Annotated in this window: 1 protein-coding gene; it reads right to left on the bottom strand. The window is 55.3% G+C overall.

Annotated features, from left to right (window positions below):
* Position 1: 1 nt before the first annotated feature.
* Positions 2-21496 carry a tandem-95 repeat protein gene (locus RB_RS11135; protein ID WP_164921876.1) on the bottom strand — a complete coding sequence of 7165 codons (21495 nt, stop codon included), beginning with the start codon at positions 21494-21496 and terminating at the stop codon, positions 2-4.
* Positions 21497-21896: the final 400 nt, after the last annotated feature.

The following is a 21896-nucleotide window of genomic DNA, read 5'->3' as shown; positions in this document are numbered from 1 at the left end:
CTTAGAACAATTCTCGCACGGCGGCATCCAAATTCGATTCCAAAGAATCGGCTTCTTCGCCGTCGCGTTTGGATTGCTCATTCGCGATCAAGTCAATCAGATCCACTTCCGCGTTGGACGATGAGGACCCGACCATTTTCGATGGTCCTGAGTCAACGGCCTCAGCAGCCAACGATGTGGATGCACCCAAACCGGCCGATGTGCTGAAGTCGCTTGCCAGAACGTCAGTCGGTTCACCGAATCCGGACTGACCCTGAGCGTTGATCTCATTGATCACCCGCAGTGCATCCAGCGAAGAAATGAATCCATCACCACTTTGGTCATAGTAGAACTGTTCGTTCACACCATTGTTGGTGCCGATGCCGAAGTCAGCATCGGTGACTGGAATGTTTTCACCGCTGGAACTACCGCTGACTTCATTCAATCGGTTGATGATCAACAAGGCGTCCAACGCGGTGACTTCGCCGTTTCGGTTGACGTCAGAGAAGCTGACCGGGTTTTGCAGACGACTCATGACCGTGTTCAGGTTCATGCGAGTCGGTGCACTTCGGTTTCCGTTGATGTCAGCGACGGTGAAGATCAAGAAGTCCGGTCCGACGTAGTCGGTGTTCGGCGTGTACATGATCTTGCCATCGATCACTTCCGCGGTCCCGTTGGTGGGCTGAGTCGTGATCAAAATCGACGTCAGATCCAAATCAAACGCTGTGTTGAAACTGTCTGAGATGTCAATCGCCCCGGTTCGTCCAACGGATGTTCCCGCGGAGATGTCCGAAGCGGTTGGTCGTCCTTGGAGTTCAACTGTAGCTTGAGCACTGGCTTGACCAAGGTCATCGGCGATCGTGTAGGTGAACGTGTCCACGCCAGCAAACAGTGGTCCGGGCAGATACGTCAACACACCGTTGTCGTCCGACAGTGTTCCGAACTGAGGTTCGACCACAATCGTCAGTGAAGAACGGTCGAGCGTTCCATCGATGTCCGAATCATTGAACAATGGATCTCGCATCTGGTCCAACACGGTGGTGCCAACGGATTCGATGAACACCCGGTCGTCGACGGCAACCGGCGCGTCGTTGCGACCTTGAATGGTCAACGTGACATTCGCGGTCACGACGCTGGTTACGCCGCTGTCATCTTGCAATCCGTACTGGAACGTGTCCGTTGCCGTTTCCCCTGGACGGAGCGACTGAATCGTTTCCGAACCCATCGGCGTGTATGAGATTTCGCCGGTCGTTTGATTGACATTGACGACGGCACCCAACGCGGTTGTGGTTTGTAATTCCACAAAGCTAAGGATGTCGCTCAGGTCAGGATCGCTGTCGTTGGCCAGCAGATCCTCAATCGTGAAGAACAGCACCGCGTCTTCGGTGGTCGTGAATGAGTCATCGACCGCGACTGGAAGGTCGGGTTGGTCAGTGATCGTGATCGACAAAGTGACGGGCTGGGAACTGCCAGCGAAAACACCGTTTTCGAAGTCTTGCAATGTCACCGTGACGTCAGTGTTGCCCGCAGCATCAGGAGCCACGCTGAACGTCAGCACTCCGTTTGCGTCGATCGACGGTAGCACGGTGAACAAATCTTGATCTTCTGCTGGAACTTGAACCAGGAACGCGACCGTTTGGTTGCCTTCGTTTCCAGGACCGGCGGAGATATCCGTCGCCCATGGTTGCGAATAAGTTCCACTGTCTTCCAGGACAGTCACCGCGGGACCGGCGGTGAAGGTCGGCAGATCGTTCACATCGGCAATGGTCAGCGTGAACTGAACCGGTGCACTTTCCCGAACGTCACCATTGACCGAGTCGTTGGGACCACTGTCGAAGGCCACCAATTCGTAGGTTGCCGAGCCGCTGTTCTCGTCCGAGGTCGTGAACTGCAGCGAACCATCCGACAAGATCTGCAACCCGGTTGGATTGCCAGTCGATGTGGCGAGCAAGTCCGAATCACCACTGACATAGGCAAACCGGTATTCGGTGATTGTCTGAGGTGCCGTGGTTCCGGTGCCGTCGAATTCATCTGCCGCTCGCCCGCCAGATCCCGTTCCGGGAGGTCCAACCAAGACGGTGCCGAGCCAATCCGGAAGGGTAACCGTGCCGGCACTTTCTTCCACGACGATCGGTGCCAACGGCGAAATGATTGGTGCGTCGTTGACCGGAGTCACCACTAGCGAAATGGTCGCCGATGTCGTTCGCGATGCGTCGCCGTCGCTGACTTCGTAGACGAACTGGTCAGTGCCGACAAAGTTCAACGGTGGCGTGTAAACGTAAGACGTTGCACCCACGCCGTTTGGCGATGGGGTCAAAGTGCCGCCCATTGCGGTTTGCAATGGCACGTTGACCGCGGACAGCGTTTGCGAATCGTTTTCGTCTGGTAGTCCATCGACTGGCGAATCAGGACCAGCGATGAAGTTGCCAAGCAAAGAACCGTTGATCACACCGTCGACTGGGATGGCCAACGTGTTGTCTTCGCGAGTCGCGATCGTGATTGTGTCGCCCGTTCCATTAGCAGGGATGGGTGCGTCGTTGACGGCAAGAACGTTGATGGTGATTCGTTGAGCCAATGACTCATTCAAATCGCCACGTCCAAAGTTCGGTCCTTGACCATTGTCTTGACCATAGATGTCAAACACGAATTCACCGAACACGCCGGGAGCGGCTTGGAACGTCAAGTGGCCAGCAGGCACGATCGTTGGAAGCGTCGTGAAAGCTTGAGCCGCTTGGGTTGCTGACACATTGACCGGTTCGATGCGATTGAACGATACCGTTTGAGCAGCGGTTAAGCTGAACTCGTCATTGGCAGTTGGCGTGGGGCCGCCGAAGACGTTGAATGCAAAGTCATTGCGGACGAACATGTTCGCGTCTTCGCTAACATTGATGACCGTTTGTGCAATGTCGAACACCGGGCGATCATTGACTGGATTCAGAACAAACTGAATGCGGCCTGTGCGTGTCAGAGGTGACGTGTCGAGGATTTGGTCACGAATGTTGAAGTTCGTGCCATCATCAATGACCTGGTAGGTGAACGAGTCGGGCAGGTTGTTCAACGAGTTGACATTGGTCGGCGGCGTGTACTCCAGCGAGGCTGGTGTCGAACCATTTTCAGGGACGTATGTCACCGAACCACCAAGAGTCGTCGGCAGCGTCGTGAATGGCACCAACGCAACCGTTTGGTTTCCACCTAACGTACCGTCCGATTCGTTTTCGGGGCCGGGGGTGTAGATATCCAGCAAGCCCGGACGTCCGCCAGTCGCTCGCAGTGGAATCGAGTACGGCGTGCCGGTGGTTCCGTCGTTGGCCGTGTTGTCTTCTTTCATTGTGACGATCAACGTGCCGTCCGAGGTGATCTCGTAGGCGTTGTCGATGGATCCAGTTTGGCCTGTTGGTGCAATGTCAGACAAACGAGGTTGATCGTTGACTGGGCGAACGTTGACCGTGACTGTCAATTCCGTCGACTTCGGCGTGAACGGATCGGTGTCCGATACGCGGTCCGTTGCGGTGATCACAAAAACGCCCGTTCCAACCGCATCTGGCGATGGGTAAACCGTCAACGTTCCGTCGTCAGAAACTTCAGGGGTGAAGCCAGGACGGAACAAGTCAGGCACGCTTTGGCTGATGTACTGCTTGAACGTGAAGAAGACGTCTTGGCGATCGAATTCATCCAACGCAGTGGTTTCGGCCGGATCGCGTCGTGTCGCCCAATCGGTGAGGCTTGTCCCACGGTTGTCATCGCGTTCGCGAATGTCGACGACTTCGCGGAATTCGACTCGCGGAGCGTCGTTGACCTGGATGGTTCGAATCGTCACACGACGTGATTCCGATCGGTTGTTCGATCCAACACCACCAACGGTCGTGTAATCCGATTGCTGGAATCCAGCAACAGGCGGCGCCATCTGACCATTGATGTAGTCAGAACCTGGGATCGAAGTTTCGCCGAAGTCTTCGACGATGTAGTTGAATCGCTCGAAGTCCAAGAACGGGTCTTCTTGGTTGTAGTCGACGTTTGGTTGGTACTCGCCGCCAATGAATGCGCCCGAGGCGTCAAAGTCGAACCTGACGGTGCCGGTTGCGAGAGAAATCACCTGTCCATTCAGGTTGTCTCGATCGACGACCGTTGGCGTGCCACTGGAATTCGTGACGGTGAACTGAACGACCCGGAGGTCTTGTTCGTCTTCGTCAAACTCGTTCGTCGTGACGACGCCATCGGCAAAGTCTGCTGTCTGAGCGTCACTTGGATTGCCTTCCAAGAACGTCTCTGGAGTCAGATCAAGAACGGCAACGCGATTGGTTGGTTGGCCAGTGATTGGGAAGTACTCTTCGACCTCATTGACGGTCAATTCCCGATCGTAAGCGACCGGTTGGTCATTGACGGGGGTGATGTTGACCGTCAGCGTCCGCGTGATGCTGCGAGGGTCATCTTGCATCGAACCGGAGATGTAGGATTGTCCGTCGTCGGTCATGGTCAGTGCGAACACTGCATAGCCGTAGGCATCCGCATTGGGTTGCAATTGCAACACTCCAAAGCGGTCCAGGACGGGGTCGCTGGCGAACATGCCTGCCGGTGATGAGATCACGCTGATACTGTACTGGAGTTCTTGGACCGAACGTTCATCCAGTGCGGTAACGCGTCCAGGATGGATCGCTTGCGGCAACCCATGCACCAACGGGTTGTTGCTGCTGATGACTTGCCCGCCGTAGATGTCATAGAAGACGGTGTTAAAGGCCCCGCCAGCGTCGTTGATGTCTTCCGCAAAGGTGACGGTGTCGAACACAGGGAAGTCTGGCACATCGTTGACCGCACGGACGGTCAGCGTCATGTCGCGAGGCTGAGAACGATTGTTCGAACCGACTCCACCGACGGTCGTGTAGTCGATGGACCCAGTGGCATCCGGATCTGGCCGGTCACTACCAGGAATCGATGTCGGGCCGAAGTCTTCAACGACATACTGGAAGACTTCCGTCGGTTCGAATGGCAGTTGATCGTTGACATCGACATTGGGGAAGTATTCCCCTTGAACAAACGCACCCGTTGCAGCATCGAACTCGAACAAGATCGTTCCGCTGAACAGCGAAATTGGAGTTCCGTTCACATAGTTTCCAGCATTGACGGTTAGCGGACTGCCGTCGACAAGCGAGACGGTGAACTCGACGACTCGAAGGCCTTGTTCGTCTTCGTCAAACTCTTCGAAGCTGACGGAGTCGTCGGAGAAGTCGCTGGCTTTCGCAAGCGTTGGATTTTCCGTGGTTCCGCCCAGGAAGTCCGCTGGCGACAACGGCAGACGAGCGACCGCACCAGTAGGAAGGTCATTCGGCGAAGAAAATTCTTCGACTTCGGTGACTTCCAGATCTCGATCGACACTCACAGGTGCGTCGTTGACTGGTGTGATGTTGATGGTCAACGTGCGAGTGACGCTGCGAGGTGAACTGACCAGTCCTGCGGCAGCGTCGTAGTCGGATCCATCGTCGGTCGCAGTGATCTCGAAGACCGCCCAACCGTAAGCATCGGCTCGCGGGGTCAGGGTCAACACGCCGAAATCATCCATCGTCGGCAAGGTTTCAAACATGCCAGCGGGTGAAGAACTTGCCAGGGACGTGAATGTATAGGTCAATGATTGTGTGGGGGCAAAACCAAGCCCATCACCACGTTCGTCGAACGCTGTGTCACGACTAACAAAGATCGCTTGCGGACGCATTGGGTCGGCAGGGTCGTAGTTGGCGACCAAGTTGCCTGCGTAAACATCGTAGAAGACGGTGTTGAACGAATCTCCTGTGTCGTTGATGTCCTCAGCGAAGGTCACCGTGTCGAACACGGGGAACTCAGGGGCGTCGTTTTTCGCTCGTGTGGTGAGCGTCATCGTTTGCGGTGCCGAACGGTTGTTCAGGCCAACTGGAGGCGTGGCACCGTCGTTGGTGTAGTCGACTTCGTCAGCAGCACCACCGTTGATGAATTGCGATCCTGGGATCGATGTCGTTCCGAAGTCTTCGACGACGTAAGTGAACTGTTCGTTGGCAGCGAACGGGCTTTCCTCGTTGTAGTCGACGTTGGGGTAATAAACGCCGCCGGTGTAGGCGCCGCCCACGCTGATGTCGTCGAAGTTGAACGTGATTCGGCCAGTGGCCAGAGTCAGTTCGACGCCGTTGTTGTTTTCAGCATCGACGACCACGGTGGAACCATCGGCCAAGGTGACGGTGAACTCAACGACTCGGAGGCTTTGTTCCTCTTCATCGAACTCATCGACAGCGTCGACGTCATCGGTGAAGTCGCTTTGTTCTGCCAGTTCAGGATTCTCGGTGGTTCCACCGAGGAATTGGTCTGGGGTCAGGTCGATCGAGGCAACGTCGCCGGTCGGGAGGCCGGATCCGTTGGCGAATTCTTCGGCTTCAGAGACTTCCAACTCGCGGTCAACCGTGACCGGTGCGTCGTTGACAGGTGTGATGTGTACCGTCAGCGTTCGCGTGATGCTGCGGAAGTCATCGACCAACATGCCGTTGTTTGGATCGTAAGACTGTCCATCGTCGGTCATGGTGACCGTGTAGACCGCGTAGCCATACGCATCGGCACGAGGCGTCAGCGTCAACACTCCGTACTCGTCGAGCACCGGTGCAGATTCAAACATACCGGCTGGTTCGTACAGGGTGCTGTAGGTGTAGGTCAACGACTGAGTCGCGACTGCACCGCTGCCGTTTCCACGTTCGTCTTCCGCGGTTGCTCGACTGACGAAGATGGCCTGTGGGAGGTTGTGAACGGCTGGATCGGCCGACGCAATGATGGCTTCGCCGTAAATATCGTAGAAGACGGTGTTGAACGTGTCGCCCGCGTCATTGATGTCTTCGGGGAAGGTCACCGTGCTGAAGACGGGGAACTCAGGTGCGTCGTTTTGTGCTCGCGTGGTCAGCGTCATTGTGCGAGGTGTCGAACGATTGTTCAGGCCAACGGGAGGTGCGGCGCCATCGTTGGTGTAGTCGACTTCGTCGGCAGCACCACCATTTATGTATTGCGATCCTGGGATCGAAGTGGTTCCGAAGTCTTCGATGACGTAAGTGAACTGCTCGTTGGCAGCGAAGGGACTTTCCTCGTTGTAGTCCACGTTCGGATAGTAAACGCCGCCGGTGTAGGCGCCGCCCACGCTGATATCGTCGAAGTGGAACGTGATTCGGCCAGTGGCCAGAGTCAGTTCGACGCCGTTGTTGTTTTCAGCATCGACGACCACGGTGGAGCCATCGGCCAGCGTGACGGTGAACTCAACAACTCGGAGGTTTTGTTCCTCTTCATCGAATTCGTCGACCGCGTCGATGTCATCCGTGAAGTCACTTTGCTCGGCCAGTTCGGGGTTTTCGGTGGAGCCACCGAGGAACTGGTCGGGGGTCAGGTCAATCGACGCGACGTCACCCGTTGACGCATCGTCTGGCGAAGCAAACTCCTCGACTTCGTCCACCTCGAGAGATCGGTCAACCGTCACAGGAGCATCGTTGACTGGTGTGATGTGCACCGTCAGTGTGCGATTGATGCTGCGTGGATCGTTGGGGAGATTGTAGCTGCCACCATCGTCCGTCAGAGTGACAACGAACACCGCATAGCCATACGCGTCAGCTCGTGGAGTCAACATCAGCACACCATACTCATCCAGAGTTGGTGTGGTCTCGAACATTCCGGCTGGTTCGTAGAGCGTGGTGAAACTGAAACTCAATGATTGAGTTGGTAGAGCACCGCTGTCATTTCCACGTTCGTCTTCCGCTGTCACGCGACTGACGTGGATCGCTTGTGGCAGGTTGTGAACGGCAGGGTCGGCCGACGCGATCACGGCTTCCCCATAGATATCGTAGAACACCGTGTTGAACGCGTCGCCAGCATCGTTGATGTCTTCGGCGAAGGTCACTTCACCAAACACGGGGAACTCAGGGACATCGTTCTGAGCCCGCGTGGTCAGCGTCATCGTTCGCGGTGTCGAACGATTGTTCAGTCCCTGCGGTGGCGACCCACCATCGTTGGTGTAGTCGACTTGCTCGGTGGTTCCGGTGACATCCGTCGAACCTGGAATGGTGGTCACACCGAAGTCTTCGACGACGTAGGTAAACTGTTCATTCGGTGCGAACGGGCTTTCCTCGTTGTAATCCACGTTCGGGAAGTAAGTACCGCCGGTGTAAGCACCGCCGTCTGCGATGTCATCGAAGTTGAACGTGATGCGGCCTGTTGCCAGCGTCAGTTCGACGCCGTTGTTGTTTTCGGCGTCGACGTCTGCGGTGGAACCGTTGGCCAACGTGACGGTGAACTTGACAACTCGCAGGCTTTGCTCTTCTTCATCGAATTCATCGACCGCGTCGATGTCATCGGTGAAGTCACTTTGCTCGGCAAGTTCTGGATTCTCGGTGGTGGAACCCAGGAACTGATCCGGAGTCAAGTCGATGGAAGCGACCGCGCCGGTCGGCATGTCATCCGGCGACGAGAATTCCTCGACCTCCATGACTTCCAATGCTCGATCTTCGGTGACGGGAGCGTCATTGACCGGTGTGATGTGCACGGTCAACGTGCGAGTCACGCTACGGAAGTCGTCGACCAACATGCCAGTGGCTGGATCGTAGGACTGCCCGTTGTCTGTCATCGTGACTTCGTACAGGGCATAGCCATAGGCATCGGCACGTGGTGTTAGCGTCAACACCCCGTACTCGTCGAGCACTGGTGCGGATTCAAACATGCCGGCCGGTTCATACAGCGTGTTGTAGCTGTAGGTCAGCGACTGCGTCGGCGCCGCTCCGCTGTTGTTTCCACGCTCGTCTTCTGCGGTATCGCGGCTGACGAAGATGGCCTGCGGGAGGTTGTGGACCGCCGGATCAGCCGACGCGATGACGGCTTCCCCGTAGATGTCATAGAAGACGGTGTTGAAGGCATTGCCAGCGTCGTTGATGTCTTCGGCGAAGGTCACCGTATCAAAGACTGGGAACTCAGGCGTGTCGTTGGTCGCGTGAGTTGTGACCGTGACGGTGGCGGCGGCGCTGGTCAGGCTACCGTGACCAACGCTCTCGGGTGACTCGCCTGGGAAGTTGTCCGCACCAGGAACTGGGATCTCAGAGAAGTCTTCCACGAAGTAGGTGAACAGGTCCGTGGTGTCAAACGGTGTTTCTTCGTTGTAGTCCACGTTGGGTTCGTAGGAACCACTGACAAACTCGCCACTGTCAGCGATGTACATACCTGGGTTCATTGGATCGGCGACCAAGCTGAACGTCAGCGTCAACATTCCGTTTGCTGTGGCCAAAGTTTGAACCGGTGCCAAACCGGTGACCGCGTCGTAAGTCAGCAAGCGAGCATCGACGGAAGCTCCCGCGGCACCAGGCAAGCCGATCTTGATGACTCGCAAATCCTGTGCATCCTCATCGAAGTCCGCTGGAAAATCAGTTGGCGGGGTGACTTCAAGAGCCGAGCCCGCGCTACCGAGGCGAAGCAGGTCGTCCTTGGAGAAGTTCTTGAACCCGGTTCCGTCGGTTTTGGCCACCGGATTCGCGTTGCCGGTGACATCTTCGTCCTCACGGTATTCCAAAAGGTCCAGTGACAGGTCGTCCGCTTGAGGCGTGTCGTTCACCGGTTTGATCAGAATCCGCACGGTGGCGGTGTGCGTGAGGAAGTCATCGACTTCATTCATCGATCCGGGCATCCCCTCGGGGCCCAAATCAAAGGTGATGCCGCTGTCAGTCACCGTGTAGGTGAAGGAGTCTTCACCGTAGGTGTTCAGCGCGGGCGTGTAGATGATGTCGCCGGTGTTGCTGTCGATCGAAACCGTTCCACCAAGTGCACTGGTGGCACTCACTGCGGTCACGGTCAGTCCCGCATCGTTGGTATTGTCATTCTCGTCAGCTGCCGAGTCACGAGCTTCCTTGTCATTTGCGATCAGGTAAGCCTGCGGAATGACCAAAGTTTGGTCTTCAGTCGGAACTGGGACGGGAGCCACGGGATTCATCGGATCAGGTCCGATAAAGAATGCGTTCCAATCCGCATTGTTTTCGCTGATCACATCCTCCGCTGCGACGGGAGCGTCGTTCTTTGGTTTGACGTCGATCTCCGCCGTCGCCTGGGCTGTGAGCTTGGCACCCGTGAACACGGTATCGTCCGCTGGATCTACCAAGTCCGCGCCAGGATTGACCAGCACTCCGTCGTCTTCGATGGTGAATTGGAATTCATCACGCAACAGCGAATTGCCATTCGCGTTGTCTTGGTTTAAGTCCGTGTCGGCCAAGTACTCGATGGTTTCTAAGAACCCGTTTACTGCTTCCCAGGTCGGAATGATCCGGCCGCGTGGGGTCTTGAAACCATCGGCGGGGATTGGTGTGGTCCAGTCAATGTCGGTGACAACTCCTGCCACCGTGGTTTGCAGCGAGATGACATTGAACGTTTGGATTGACTCGTCCCATGGGGCCGACTGAGTCGAACCATCAGGGAGTGTCAATGTGAATTCACGATTTCCGTCGCCAAATGCGCTGGCTTTGAGTTGTTCCGCTGTGAAGGTGCGCGTCGTGTCTTCCAACGCGAGCAATGTCAGGTTCTCGACAGAAGGCACATCATTGACAGGTTGCACATTGATGGTGACTGTTCCGTAACCGATCGGTGCTCCCATTCCGTCGATTGCTGGGGCGGCAGCACCGGTCGCTTGGTCGTAGAGGCGATAGGTGAAGGTGTCGATGCCAGCGAAGTCTTCGAAGGAGTCGTAGACAAACTCACCGGTCATCGGGTCCAGGGTCAATGTGCCATAGGACGGACCATCCACAACCACGGCAGTGATCGGCATGAATTGAGCCGCATCAAACGTGTCGTTGCCGAACACAGATGGATTCGAACCCAAGGTCGACGAGTCCAAAACTTCGTCCTCGTCAACGACATAGCTGTCATTGACCGGTTGAGGCAAATCAACATTGACAATGCTGACTTGATAATCTTCGACCTCACCACCGATTACCAAGCCAGTTGGTGTCGCATTGCCTTCTGGTGACAAGCGGAAACGAGCCCAGGTCACACCCTCGGTCGCATCATTTGGGGTGAAGATGGTGAATGTATTTTCACCCGCTGTTACGGGCACCGAGTCCAGGATCGTTTCTGTCGAGGCAGCGAAGACTCCATTTCCATCGAAATCAATCCATGCGTCGACGAAGCCGTCGGACGTCGCATTGATGACGATCGTCGTTCCACGCGGATCAGCTGGGTTGAGGTAGCCGGAGACCTGGCTTGGATCGGTAAAGGTCTCTTCTGATACCACTGACGGATCGACGAAAACGTAGTGGTTGTTTGCAGCAAGTGGAGGGTTTGCCCCCGGATCACCTGCTGTTTGAAGTTGAGATATTCCAATCCCGTCTTCGTCATCGAATTTCGACAGAGTGATCGTGGTCGGGGTGCCCGCAACAGAGTCGCTCGTTTGGAAGTCAAACTCAACATCAGCACCAAAGTCGACGAAGACCTTTGCGATGGCATCGCTCAATGTCACGCCCAGCTCGTCGGTTGTCCCCAGAGGATCAAATTGGACGGCTATGTTGTCGCCCGACGGAGCAGTGCCTTCTAAAACAAATTCGAATGTCGCTTGGTCACCGAGTAGTTCAGTGACTTGCAAGATATCGCCAGGGAGTGGCAGCTGATCAATGCCGAGCGATTCCACACCAACGCCGACGGTGGTGATGGTGAACGTTCCCGGGGCAGCATTCGAAGTGAAGGTGATGTTGCTTCGGTTATCGTCAAGCTGGCCACTGGCCCGCCAAGATTCGGCTTCGTCGTCGATGCGTGAACCCAATCGCAAGTCGCCTTTATCGATTACCGCATGACGGGCACCATCGTTGACAATGTTGGTCCCGTAGCTCGCGGGTGCATCACCAAAGTCGAGCTGAACGGTTGGCAAGATAATCGTGAAACGGGTGGTTCCATTTTGACGATTTGGACGCAGTAAGTTCCCTGCACGGTCCGCGATGAACGTGTTGTCTAGCCGGATTTCGTAGACGCTGCTTGGCTCCCACAAATTCGATACTGGTGTCAGTCGCAATTCACCAGAAGAAGCGTTGAAACCTAGAGTGAAGTCTTCTCCTTCTGTCAAGTCTCGTCCATTGCGACGGACCACCACGCTCGCTGCGTTGACAGTTGCTGGATCGATTCCGGTGCCTTCGAATTTCGAGAAGATATTCTCACCATCGGACAGCAAGATGGAGAATGCATCTAACACAGGATCAGTCAGTCGCAAATTGGTTGCGGTTGGATCCGTGTCCTGGCCGGCGTTGTCGTTGTCCGTCGGAATCAGCAGCGTCGCGAATGGTCGCCGACTGTCCACGCGGTCGATCGCTCCAAGGTCGACGGTCCCTGCGGTGGTACCACCCGAGTTGGCACGGACTTGACCCAGAGCATCACGATCTGGGGTAAGTACAGGAGACGGTGGGATTCCCAACAAGGCTTTAAATTGTGAGTGCAACGAACGCTCGTTGGCATCTTCAGAATCGTCCAGGGCAACGGATCCCGCTGCCAAGTAGAAATTCGATTCGAGAATTGCTTGGGCGGGAGTGCCGGCCGCAAACAATGGGGTGGCGGAGAGAATGGAGTTGGTGCCCTCAGTGCCGTTGGCACCGTTCCCGTGGAACAGATTGTTCTCGATCTCGATTCCGTCGTCTTGGTTGACCGTGGCAATGGCCACAGCCAAGTCCGCGAAGATATTGTTCAGCACGATTGGGCTGGCATTACTTGTGACCGTCAGTCCTGTGCCACTGCCATCGCCAACGATCGTGTTGTTGATGATTCTCCCGTATGGAAGAGGTTGTTGAGGATCCGTGCTATCAGGACCGTCGAATTGGATGCCATTCCCACCGACAATAACGTTGTTGAGGATCACAACGCCTGGGATCAACGAGGTGGAGTCTTCGATTTCGAAATTCTTCAGTGCTCCCGGATAAGTGACCCCGTTTCCGTCACCGGCCGTTCTGCCAGGCTGCACATGCACGCCAACCACGGATGAATCGCGGATGATGTTGCTTTCGAGAAGGAAAACACCCTGTGTGCGTTCGCGATTTTGGTCAGCAAGCAACAGGGTTCCGCCACTCTCCATTGTATGGCGAGCGTTGGTGTCGAACGTATCGAGGATCACGATTGCCCCGTTTTCACCAAACGCATCGGCGTAGTCGCCACCGCCGACGCCGTTCAGGTAAATGATGTCATTTCGCTCTATGACGTCTGGTTCATTGCCGTTCAAACCATACAAAAATCCTTCGCCGTAGTCCGTGCGACGGATTTCCAATTGGTACTCGCCGTTCAGTTGAGGGCGGCGTGCCAGTTCGGTCGCATCCAGATCGGTTCTCGAATTGGCAGCAAGATTGGTGAAAGCGTTTGCAGCCGAATTGCTCGGTGCCGCTGTGACCATTTCCCCACGCTCAGCGAAGCCGACGATGATATCGTCGATGTAAAAACCTTCTCGATTGTTGTCGCGAGCAAGCGTGCTGTCAGATTCGTCGTAGATTCCAAATTGATCACCTTCCAGGCCATCCAATGAGTCACCGGTGGTGCTGAAACCGAAGCGGAGTTGCACGTTGGTGTCCCCCGCAAACGTCGACAGGTCAATTCGGGCCTGTCGCCAAATGTTGCTGTTCTCGTGCAGTTCTTGGACGGTACGTTTCGTTTGTGCCGCTGGGTTGACGCTCGACGAATCGTGAGGATTCGAAAGGTGCGAAAGGTGCTCAGGCAGTTCGGCGTCGTGATCGCCGACGTCTGTCAGCGTGCTGTTATTGGTCGCGACCAGTTCCCAACCGTTGCTTTGATCGCTTCGTGCATAAACGCGAGCGCTGTCACGGAACGTCGGGTCTTGTTCCGAGTGGACTCCAGCGGCATCCTGGGTTTCCAAGAAGTAGTTGAAGTACAAAGTTGGACGATCCTCTGAACTCACTCCCGTCAGATCGAACGTGCCAGAGTCGAGCAGTCCTCGAGCACCTCCAGGAAGATCATACGAGTTGTTCAGCGAGGGGTTGCTGGACAAGTCTGCATGTTGCACTTCGGTGATACCGAACTGGTTGTTGCCTCCAGCGGGATTGAGGTATTTGTTGGAGCCGTTCGCTGGCGAGCTGTCCCAAGTTTCCAATCCGAAATACCAACTGGCACCGCCATTCGCTTCGGTGGGGTTCTCGTCACCGGTTGCAAGATCGCCCGAGATCGCATGCCGGGTTGTGTTGCCGGATCGGCTTCCGTCTGATGCTTCGTTGACTCCGTGTCCCGCATCGCTGCCACGTCGCATCGTCGGGTGCCAAAGGTTGAAGTCCGATGGGCTGAAGGCGACACCCACGGCCGATCCGCTCAGGCTCTGCGTGGTGCCATCAACATCGCGAGTGATGGATATCGATGTCGCATTGCCAGCAAAGATGGGGGCCGGAGTATCTTTCGCTTCGAATCCGCCAACGTCAGCGGTTCCTCTGCCCAGGGTGTCTTCAGGGTCAAACGCGATCAGTTGGCCCGTTGTGGTTGTCGCGAACAGCATTTGACTGTATCTGCCGTCCTCAACATTTTCGGGCCCCAATGCGAGTCCCGCGAAACTAAGCGACGAGTCTTGATAGAGAATCGTTGCTTCTCCAGTTGATTCGTCGATTGAGATGAAGTCTCCGTCTTCCGTCACGCCATACAGGCCACTCGAACCAAAACGTGAACTAAATGAAAGGCCAGTGACGCGAGCCATCGGCGTTCCTACGCCTGTGGTTGTTGGACCTGCAGAAATCTGAATAGCCTGTGTTCCATTCGCCCCATCTCCATTCGCTCCCGAACCGCCGGCAATGACCGCCATCACAATTTGACTTGCATCGGCATCATTGTTGATCAGGTCGACAATCTGTTGCGCCGTGGGGGCGCCGGTGATATCAGGATCACCGGTGACGTCCAAGTCAATGGTGATGATTGAATCGGACGAGTTGTGCATGTTATTGACAACGTTCGCAACTTCCGTGTTTGCATCGACATCTTGGCGGAAACGGATGTCAATGTTTCCGTTCTCACCTGGCAACTTGGAACGAATCAGGACGGTTGTGCTCGCAGGGGTATCCGGATTTCGGAACGAGAACTGAGCGGTGGCCGTCGTGATTCCAGCCGGTTGAATTTCGCCCTGGAAGCCATAGTCGGGGCCGTTCGCAGCAGTGCGTGGCGACGCATCGCCATTCTCTCGACCCAGATAAAGTCTCGAGGTCGTGAAGTGGGTCGCACTCGTACCTGTGCCTCGCGTTGCGGTTTCTCTGACTGAGTAGTAGGTCAAGTAATCAGGAACATTGTTCGTGGAACCAACACGCTCAAATGTCAATGCATCGACGTCGTCAGAATCCATGAACTCTTGAGCGCGGGCTCCATGGCCGCCAGCGTCATCGTCGATGGTCGATGTGTTCGGGGTTGGGCCAACTCCCAAGATTCCATCGTTTTGACTGGCGATGATCGCCCCTGTGTTTGGATCGATCTCAACAAGCGTGCCGACCGATCCATCGTTTCCGTCAAGTCTTGCATAGCCAAACATGCGTCCATCGCTACGAATGACGATGTCCTGAATGTCATTGTCGCCGGCATTCAGGTTGATATTGTTCGCAGGGAAGTAGTTCCGGTAGGCGTTCCCACCATTAAAAGGATCAGCCAGGTAGAAGTTGTCGTCCGAACCATTCGACAACTGTGTCACACGATCGGTGATCATGAACAACGGAACATCGCTCAGTGCCAATTCGCCAATGTGGGTTTCCAATTCGACAGTTGAGTCGATATTAAAGATGGCGGGTGTGGTCGGGAGGATGCGCACTTCCTCGTTAATTGAGGTGTCGCGGTCGTCAGCGTTACTGGTGTATCCGCTGAAACCGATGTGGTCTTCGACGATTCGCTGAACGGAGTTGACGGGTTCGAGTCTCGTGAGACGCGCATCTGGCCCGCCATTCGGATTGGCCGTGTAAAACTGAACCGCGGCCGATGTTGGAACCATCTGGTCACTCATCACGGCCACGTAATAAACGCTGCCGGGTGTCAAATTCACTGGACCAATGTAGGGGTCCCGATCGCCGACTGTGCCTCGCGAAAGATCGTCGAGACCTCGTCCGTCAGCAGCACTTGGGTCGGGCCGGTCGTCATCAATGTTTGATTCGCGACCGATGTAGATCAGCTCATTGTTGCTGTTGAAAACAGCGATGGTGGAATCCAGTCCGGAGACTTGATCCGCGTAGTCAATGTCGAATACGAGAGCGATCGTCGACGCCTCGGGAGAAGGCTGTGCCATATGGGTCAAGTCGACTTCGTAGACGTCGACGTCTGCCGCGTTTCCAATTTCGCCCGCAATCGAGATGGCCACCGAATCACTTCGGAGCAGATTGATCAGCGCTTGTCCGCCACTAAATTCGGCAGCAGCATCGCCAACTTCTGCCGCGTCGCCCGTCAAAAAGCTGTTGCTTGGAAGTCCTTGGACATCAATCGCGCTCGTTGCGTATCGAATGTCCGCAAAGCGGACGGTTGATCCAGGGAACTCGTCGATCTGCTGCATGCGGATCTGCAAGCGGTAACCACCTGCTGTCACGCCTTCAAACGATCGGACGCGAACGAAGTACTGTCCTGCGCCAGTTCCTGGCAGTTCGATCCGCATCCCGGGATCTTTATGATTCAACGTGTAGGTGTCTCCACCCAGGTTGACGTTCTTCGTCAATGGATTCGCAGCAACACTTCCGCTGGTGAACAGATCGGGGTCCGAACTTGCTGCCAATACGTTGCCAAGGTTGTCAATCAGTTCCACCACGCCATTCAGCGCTGAACCGGTTCGGTCGAGGTCGATCCAGACTTCCGTACCGCCAGTGGCACTGAAGCTATAAACGTCCACGTCATCTGGCGCATCGGGACTGATGTAGCCCATGACCTCAAATCCAAGTCGACGGTTTTCGTCGCCACTCTTCATGTCGGGCGCTAGGGTACCCAGGTCCTGGGCGCGGTTGCCGCTGGGGCGATCGTTCAGTTCGTTGCCACTAGTCAAAGCGGGCTCGAGTTCTCCGATCAACGCGACGTTTCGATCGTTGCTGAACTCATCGAAAACAAAGCCACGCCATGAGCCGGAGGTGCCGTTGCTTGGGCCATTATTTCCCGTGTCGAAAATGATGTCGCCCGACGGGTTGTATCCAGCACCGACCGAGTCATCGTTGATGTCGGTGATGATGACGGGGTAACCAGGTTGACCAATGACGTGAATCGTTCCACCGATGCGATCGTTGATGTCCAGGGGGGATCCTGTGGCTGTGAAGCCCGATCCCGAACCATTGACTTTCACGACCAAACTTTCCGACACGCTACTGAGCATTCGGATGCCGCCGTAAGTCGACAAATTGCCACTGGACAGTTCGCCGTTGACCACGTGAACGATGTCGGTGTCGTCCCAAATGATCTCAGTCGTGATGTTGGAGTCATTTAGGACGCTGGCAACATTGAAACTTGGGTCTCTAAAACCTGAAGCATCAAAGCGGTTGATTGGGGTTGGATTGTTGCGGATGTCAAGACCGTTGACCGCGTTGTTCTCAAGTTCGTTGATCCGAATAAGGGGACCGCGATTGTCATCAAACTCTTTGAACTGATCGTTGAGTCCCGTTTGCCGACCTGGATCAGCAATGTACTCGTGTCGGAGCGCATTGACGTTGATGCTGATGGCAGGGCCAGCGTTGTCGGTGATTTCGTTTCCGATGATGGCGGGTTGAGCACCACGCACATAGATGGTCGCTGGGCTGTTGGCACCGATGCCTGCGCGAGTGTTCGGCGCATTTCCGTCTGCGTTAAGGGTGATTTCGCTGTTTGCAATTCTCACGAGCGCTTGATGAACTTCGATGACGTTGAAATTCGATAGTCCGCCCGCGACACCGGGGACTTCTGCATCGCCACCGCCATAAGAGATCAGGGCGTGGTCAATGCTTCCGGAGGACGCCTCGCTGAAGATGATCCCAGCCCAATCCCCAGGCGAGCCGGTGCTACCTGGATTGCGGTTGAGATCGAATGCCCCACTTCCACCGAAGCGATCATCCAGCACGGACGTGAAGATGATCGGTTCGTTCTCGGTTCCTTCTGCGATCAGATTGGATTGACCACGCTCGGCTTCAATCCGGGCCCCATCAAGTTTGATGATCAAGCCCGGATCGATGACCAATCGACCGGATGGTCGGGCATGCAACACACCGGAGATGATTTCCGGACCGCCAGGATTGCCCTGAATGATCAGGCTTTCATTGATGATGTGGGGGATGTCAGTGTCATCGAAACGCCCTGACACGGTCATCTTGTCAAGTACGCGACCAGAACCATCTGTTTGGATGAAGACCAGCAGGCCATTTGATCCGTTGTCTTGGAGGTAGTTTCCCGAAATATCAGGACCGATCCGATTCAGAGAATCCTCGAAACTGTCAGGTGTGGCCAACATGGCAACATCAGCACTTTCGGTAATGGTGCTGAAGGTAACCGTCGGCCTTGCATTGAGTATGTGAATGGGAGCAAAGTTTGACTCGACTGAATTCACAAAGACTTTGCCGCCGCCCTGTTTGATATCGGCATAGTTGATGGAGTTGAGGAAAATACCACGGCTTTCAAGGTCTGAGTCATCGCGGATCACGATGCCTCCGAAGTCACCGCTTGTTGGTGCAAACGCGTCGTTTCCGTCGCTCTCCCCACCGGCCGTGTCGTCGTGGTATGACCGCATGTAGACCGGGACGGTTGGCGTTCCAAGTAGCTGGATGGCTCCGCCGGAACGATTGGTGTCTGTACTTGCAACGGTTCCGATGTCGATGTTTGCAGCTCGCATCTTAAGGAGCACACCCGCATCAATCATCACAGTGGTGTTGCGAGGCACGCGAAATTGTGAGCCGTCTTCCAATACATTGGCATTTGGGTCGACTCCAACCAAGTAGGGTGTCAACCCATCCAAGTCGTTCACCAACGGGTCATCGGTCGTAAATGTTCCAGTGACTCCTGAGTCGACTGCATTGCCGACGATGCGAATGACCTTTGGTACCATCTCCAGGGAAGGTGCGTCGTCCAGAGACAAGGTATTTTCTGCTGCGACCGAGAGTGTTGCACCGGCGCTAGACGCAATCGCCGTTCCTGCTACCGTGTTGATTCGGCCTGCAATGATGGAAGCAGCATCGGCCGCATCGGTGGCAGCCGACAAATTGATCGGGTTGGTGCCCGACGTCCCGAACGTGAATATCGACGTGACGCCAGCGATGGCGACGGACAATGTTTGCCCGTTCAGTTCGGCAAAGTTCGTTGCTGATAGATCCTCCACGACTACTTCGTCGTTGCGATTCTCGGCGTCCGCCAAGGCGGCGTCGATTGTGTCGTAAGGAATTGTCAGACTACCGTCACCGCCAGCGGCCGAAAGCTTATCGACAAAAATGGTGTCGGTAGTTTCTGTGGCCTGGAACCAGAAGGAATGCGTTCCGCCGCTTTGCCCGTCCGCATCGCCATCGATTGGGGTGCCGCTGACATCTCGAAGTTGTTGGCCAGCAACCAACGATGGTTCAAACGTCAGTTGCAGACCATATTCACCAAACGTTGAACCGCCAAATCCACTGTCGGGGGACGCTGGGTTGTATTGGTCGTTGCCCGCACTCGAGACGCCGACAAAGTATTCTCCGGCTTCCAGTTCAACATCAACGTAGGAATCGCTGCCAAAGAAACTGTAGTTGCCAGCGATCTCGGTGGAGCGGTCGGGGTGAAGCGGATCTCGCTTGAAAAGACGTAGATGAGTATTGAGGAGACTCGGCGTCGATAGGCGCTCGGCGAATGTTTCGATCTGCACTCGTCCAGCCGAGGCGAGGTTGAATCGATAGACATCCACGTCCGTGCTGACAGGAGGTGCAACTCGTTGGAGTTGGACCAGATCTGCGTCTCCGGGTTCCGTATCGGAGATTGGTGCAATTCCCATCGTGGCGTGCTGTTCGTAGGTGTGCCCCAGTCCCAATGCATGCCCTACTTCATGGAACATCGTTCCAGTGAAGCCGTCTCCAAACGTGCTGATGTTGTCGAAGTCTTCAAAGTCGAGAACAATTCCACGGGAGCTGCCTAGACCGGCAGTCCCACCGACTCCAGAAGTAGAGTCCGGGTCCGCGGCACGCAAATCTCCACGACCAATCGTCAGGGCTCCGCCTGAGTCCTGTTCGATAAACTCATAGCCAAGTTGTTGGGCATAGATTTCCAAGATGCCCCGAGTGATCTCTTTTTGCTCGGGTGTGATTAGGTTTTGATAGATGTCGCCGATTGCATTCGCTGGAAATTGCGACGGGAATGAATAAGTCACGACCTTTTCAGAGAAAAGGTTGGGAGCGTCTTCCTGTGTGCCAATCGGCGACGTCAATTGGTTGGGAAATGGTGGGAACGGCGGTTGGAGATCTCCCGCTCCAGAATCATTTGGTTTGTAGTGATTCTGAACTTGGACATTCCGATGGCCTGGGTAGTCGAGTCCACCTGGGTACCGTGGTTGAGGAACAAACGATTGTGGCTCAATTTCGCCTGAGATTCGGTAGATGCCCTCCGTGACGTTCCCAGAAGAATTGTCGATCTGCGTGGCCGTGTCCATTGAACTGTTGACGTCATTCAGGGCAGTGAATGACGTTTGCAGGACAGGTGTGTCTTTGCTGGTACCCACGTCCAAACGAAAGTTGCCATTACTAAGAACACCTGGGGCGAACGACAATTCGACGCGGTTTTGGTCTGGATAATACGTTGCGTCGGTTGGATTGGCAGCGAAGGAACCGTCGTTTGCATTGAGCAGCCGATAAAAGACTTCATTTTCGGCATCGTTCAGATCGAGTCGTTGGTCATCGAAGTAGACATCGATTCGGTCATGAAGATGTGTAAGTGAACCGTCAGCGTTGCGTTGAATTGGTTGAGGAACGACGGAGGTCACCTGCGCTGCGCGGTCCAACGTGAAGGTGGAAGCAAAGTCAACTCCTCCGTTGAAGGCCACATTGCCGCCCGCTTCTTCGCTTTCCAGGCTCGCTGTGATCTCGATGCGGTAGGTGTCATCGGGCAATGATGCCGATGGATCGGTGGCGTTGTGGATCGCGTTGCTGGCGGGACGCATGACGATGCGTTGGCGACCTTCAAGTGAATTGTCACCTGGCGTTTCGAGCCCCAGGTAACCGAGGCTGATCTCGACTTCGTTGCCGTCACCAAAGGTTCCATCGCCGCCGGCACGTACCAGACGCACATTCCCATTGATGGTGCTTTCCACCAAATTTGCGTTGCCGTTGAAAAGCAAGTTGATTTCGCGGGGAGTATTGCGAAGCGTGTCTCCGTCCGAAATCAATACGCCCGCATCTGGGCGAATGGCAACGACTTCCGCGGCGAGGAGTTCTCGTTTTTCGAGCGTTTCGTGGTTCAGTCGGCGGTCGGCGGTCTGCCATTTGCTTCGTCGCTCACTCCGGGCACGGCGGGATTTACCGGTACGTTGCCCCTTGGTCCGTCTATCGGATACCGAGGAAGCGTCTGAAGCAGCGGTGCCCAACAAAGAATGAAAGCGTCGAAGCGTCATGAGAAACTCAAAGAATGAAGGGATCCAGCCACGGTCACCGTGACAGCGAAGCGAATCGAAATAATCAGATGAAAAGCTTGAAAATGTCGTTCTAGACAGGTTCTCACGCACCGATTGTGGTCGAAATCGGAGCGCAGTGGGGGCCTGCCGGACGTCTGAAGATAATTGGATTGTCAACTCGGCGGCGAGAAACTGTTCAGAAATCCGATCAATTTGTCACTGCGACCGTTGCAAACCAAACGACCGAGAGCCCCCAAAAGGACTCGTCGGACTGCCCAAATAGAGTCCACCGCTCGATGCCGATCCATCACGGGTCAGTTCAGGGGATGTTCCCGAACCCGGATTGGTGGGATGCCGACGATGCCATTTCTCCAGGGCTGGCTTCGGTTTGAATCCAGTT

This window comes from Rhodopirellula baltica SH 1, from assembly GCF_000196115.1.
Lineage (GTDB): Bacteria > Planctomycetota > Planctomycetia > Pirellulales > Pirellulaceae > Rhodopirellula > Rhodopirellula baltica.
This window is presented reverse-complemented; position numbering and strand designations above follow the sequence as displayed.

What these genes read in the sequence shown, in the direction of transcription:
- RB_RS11135 (WP_164921876.1), bottom strand. Translation starts at nt 21,496, where the DNA reads ATGACGCTTCGACGCTTTCATTCTTTGTTGGGCACCGCTGCTTCAGAC.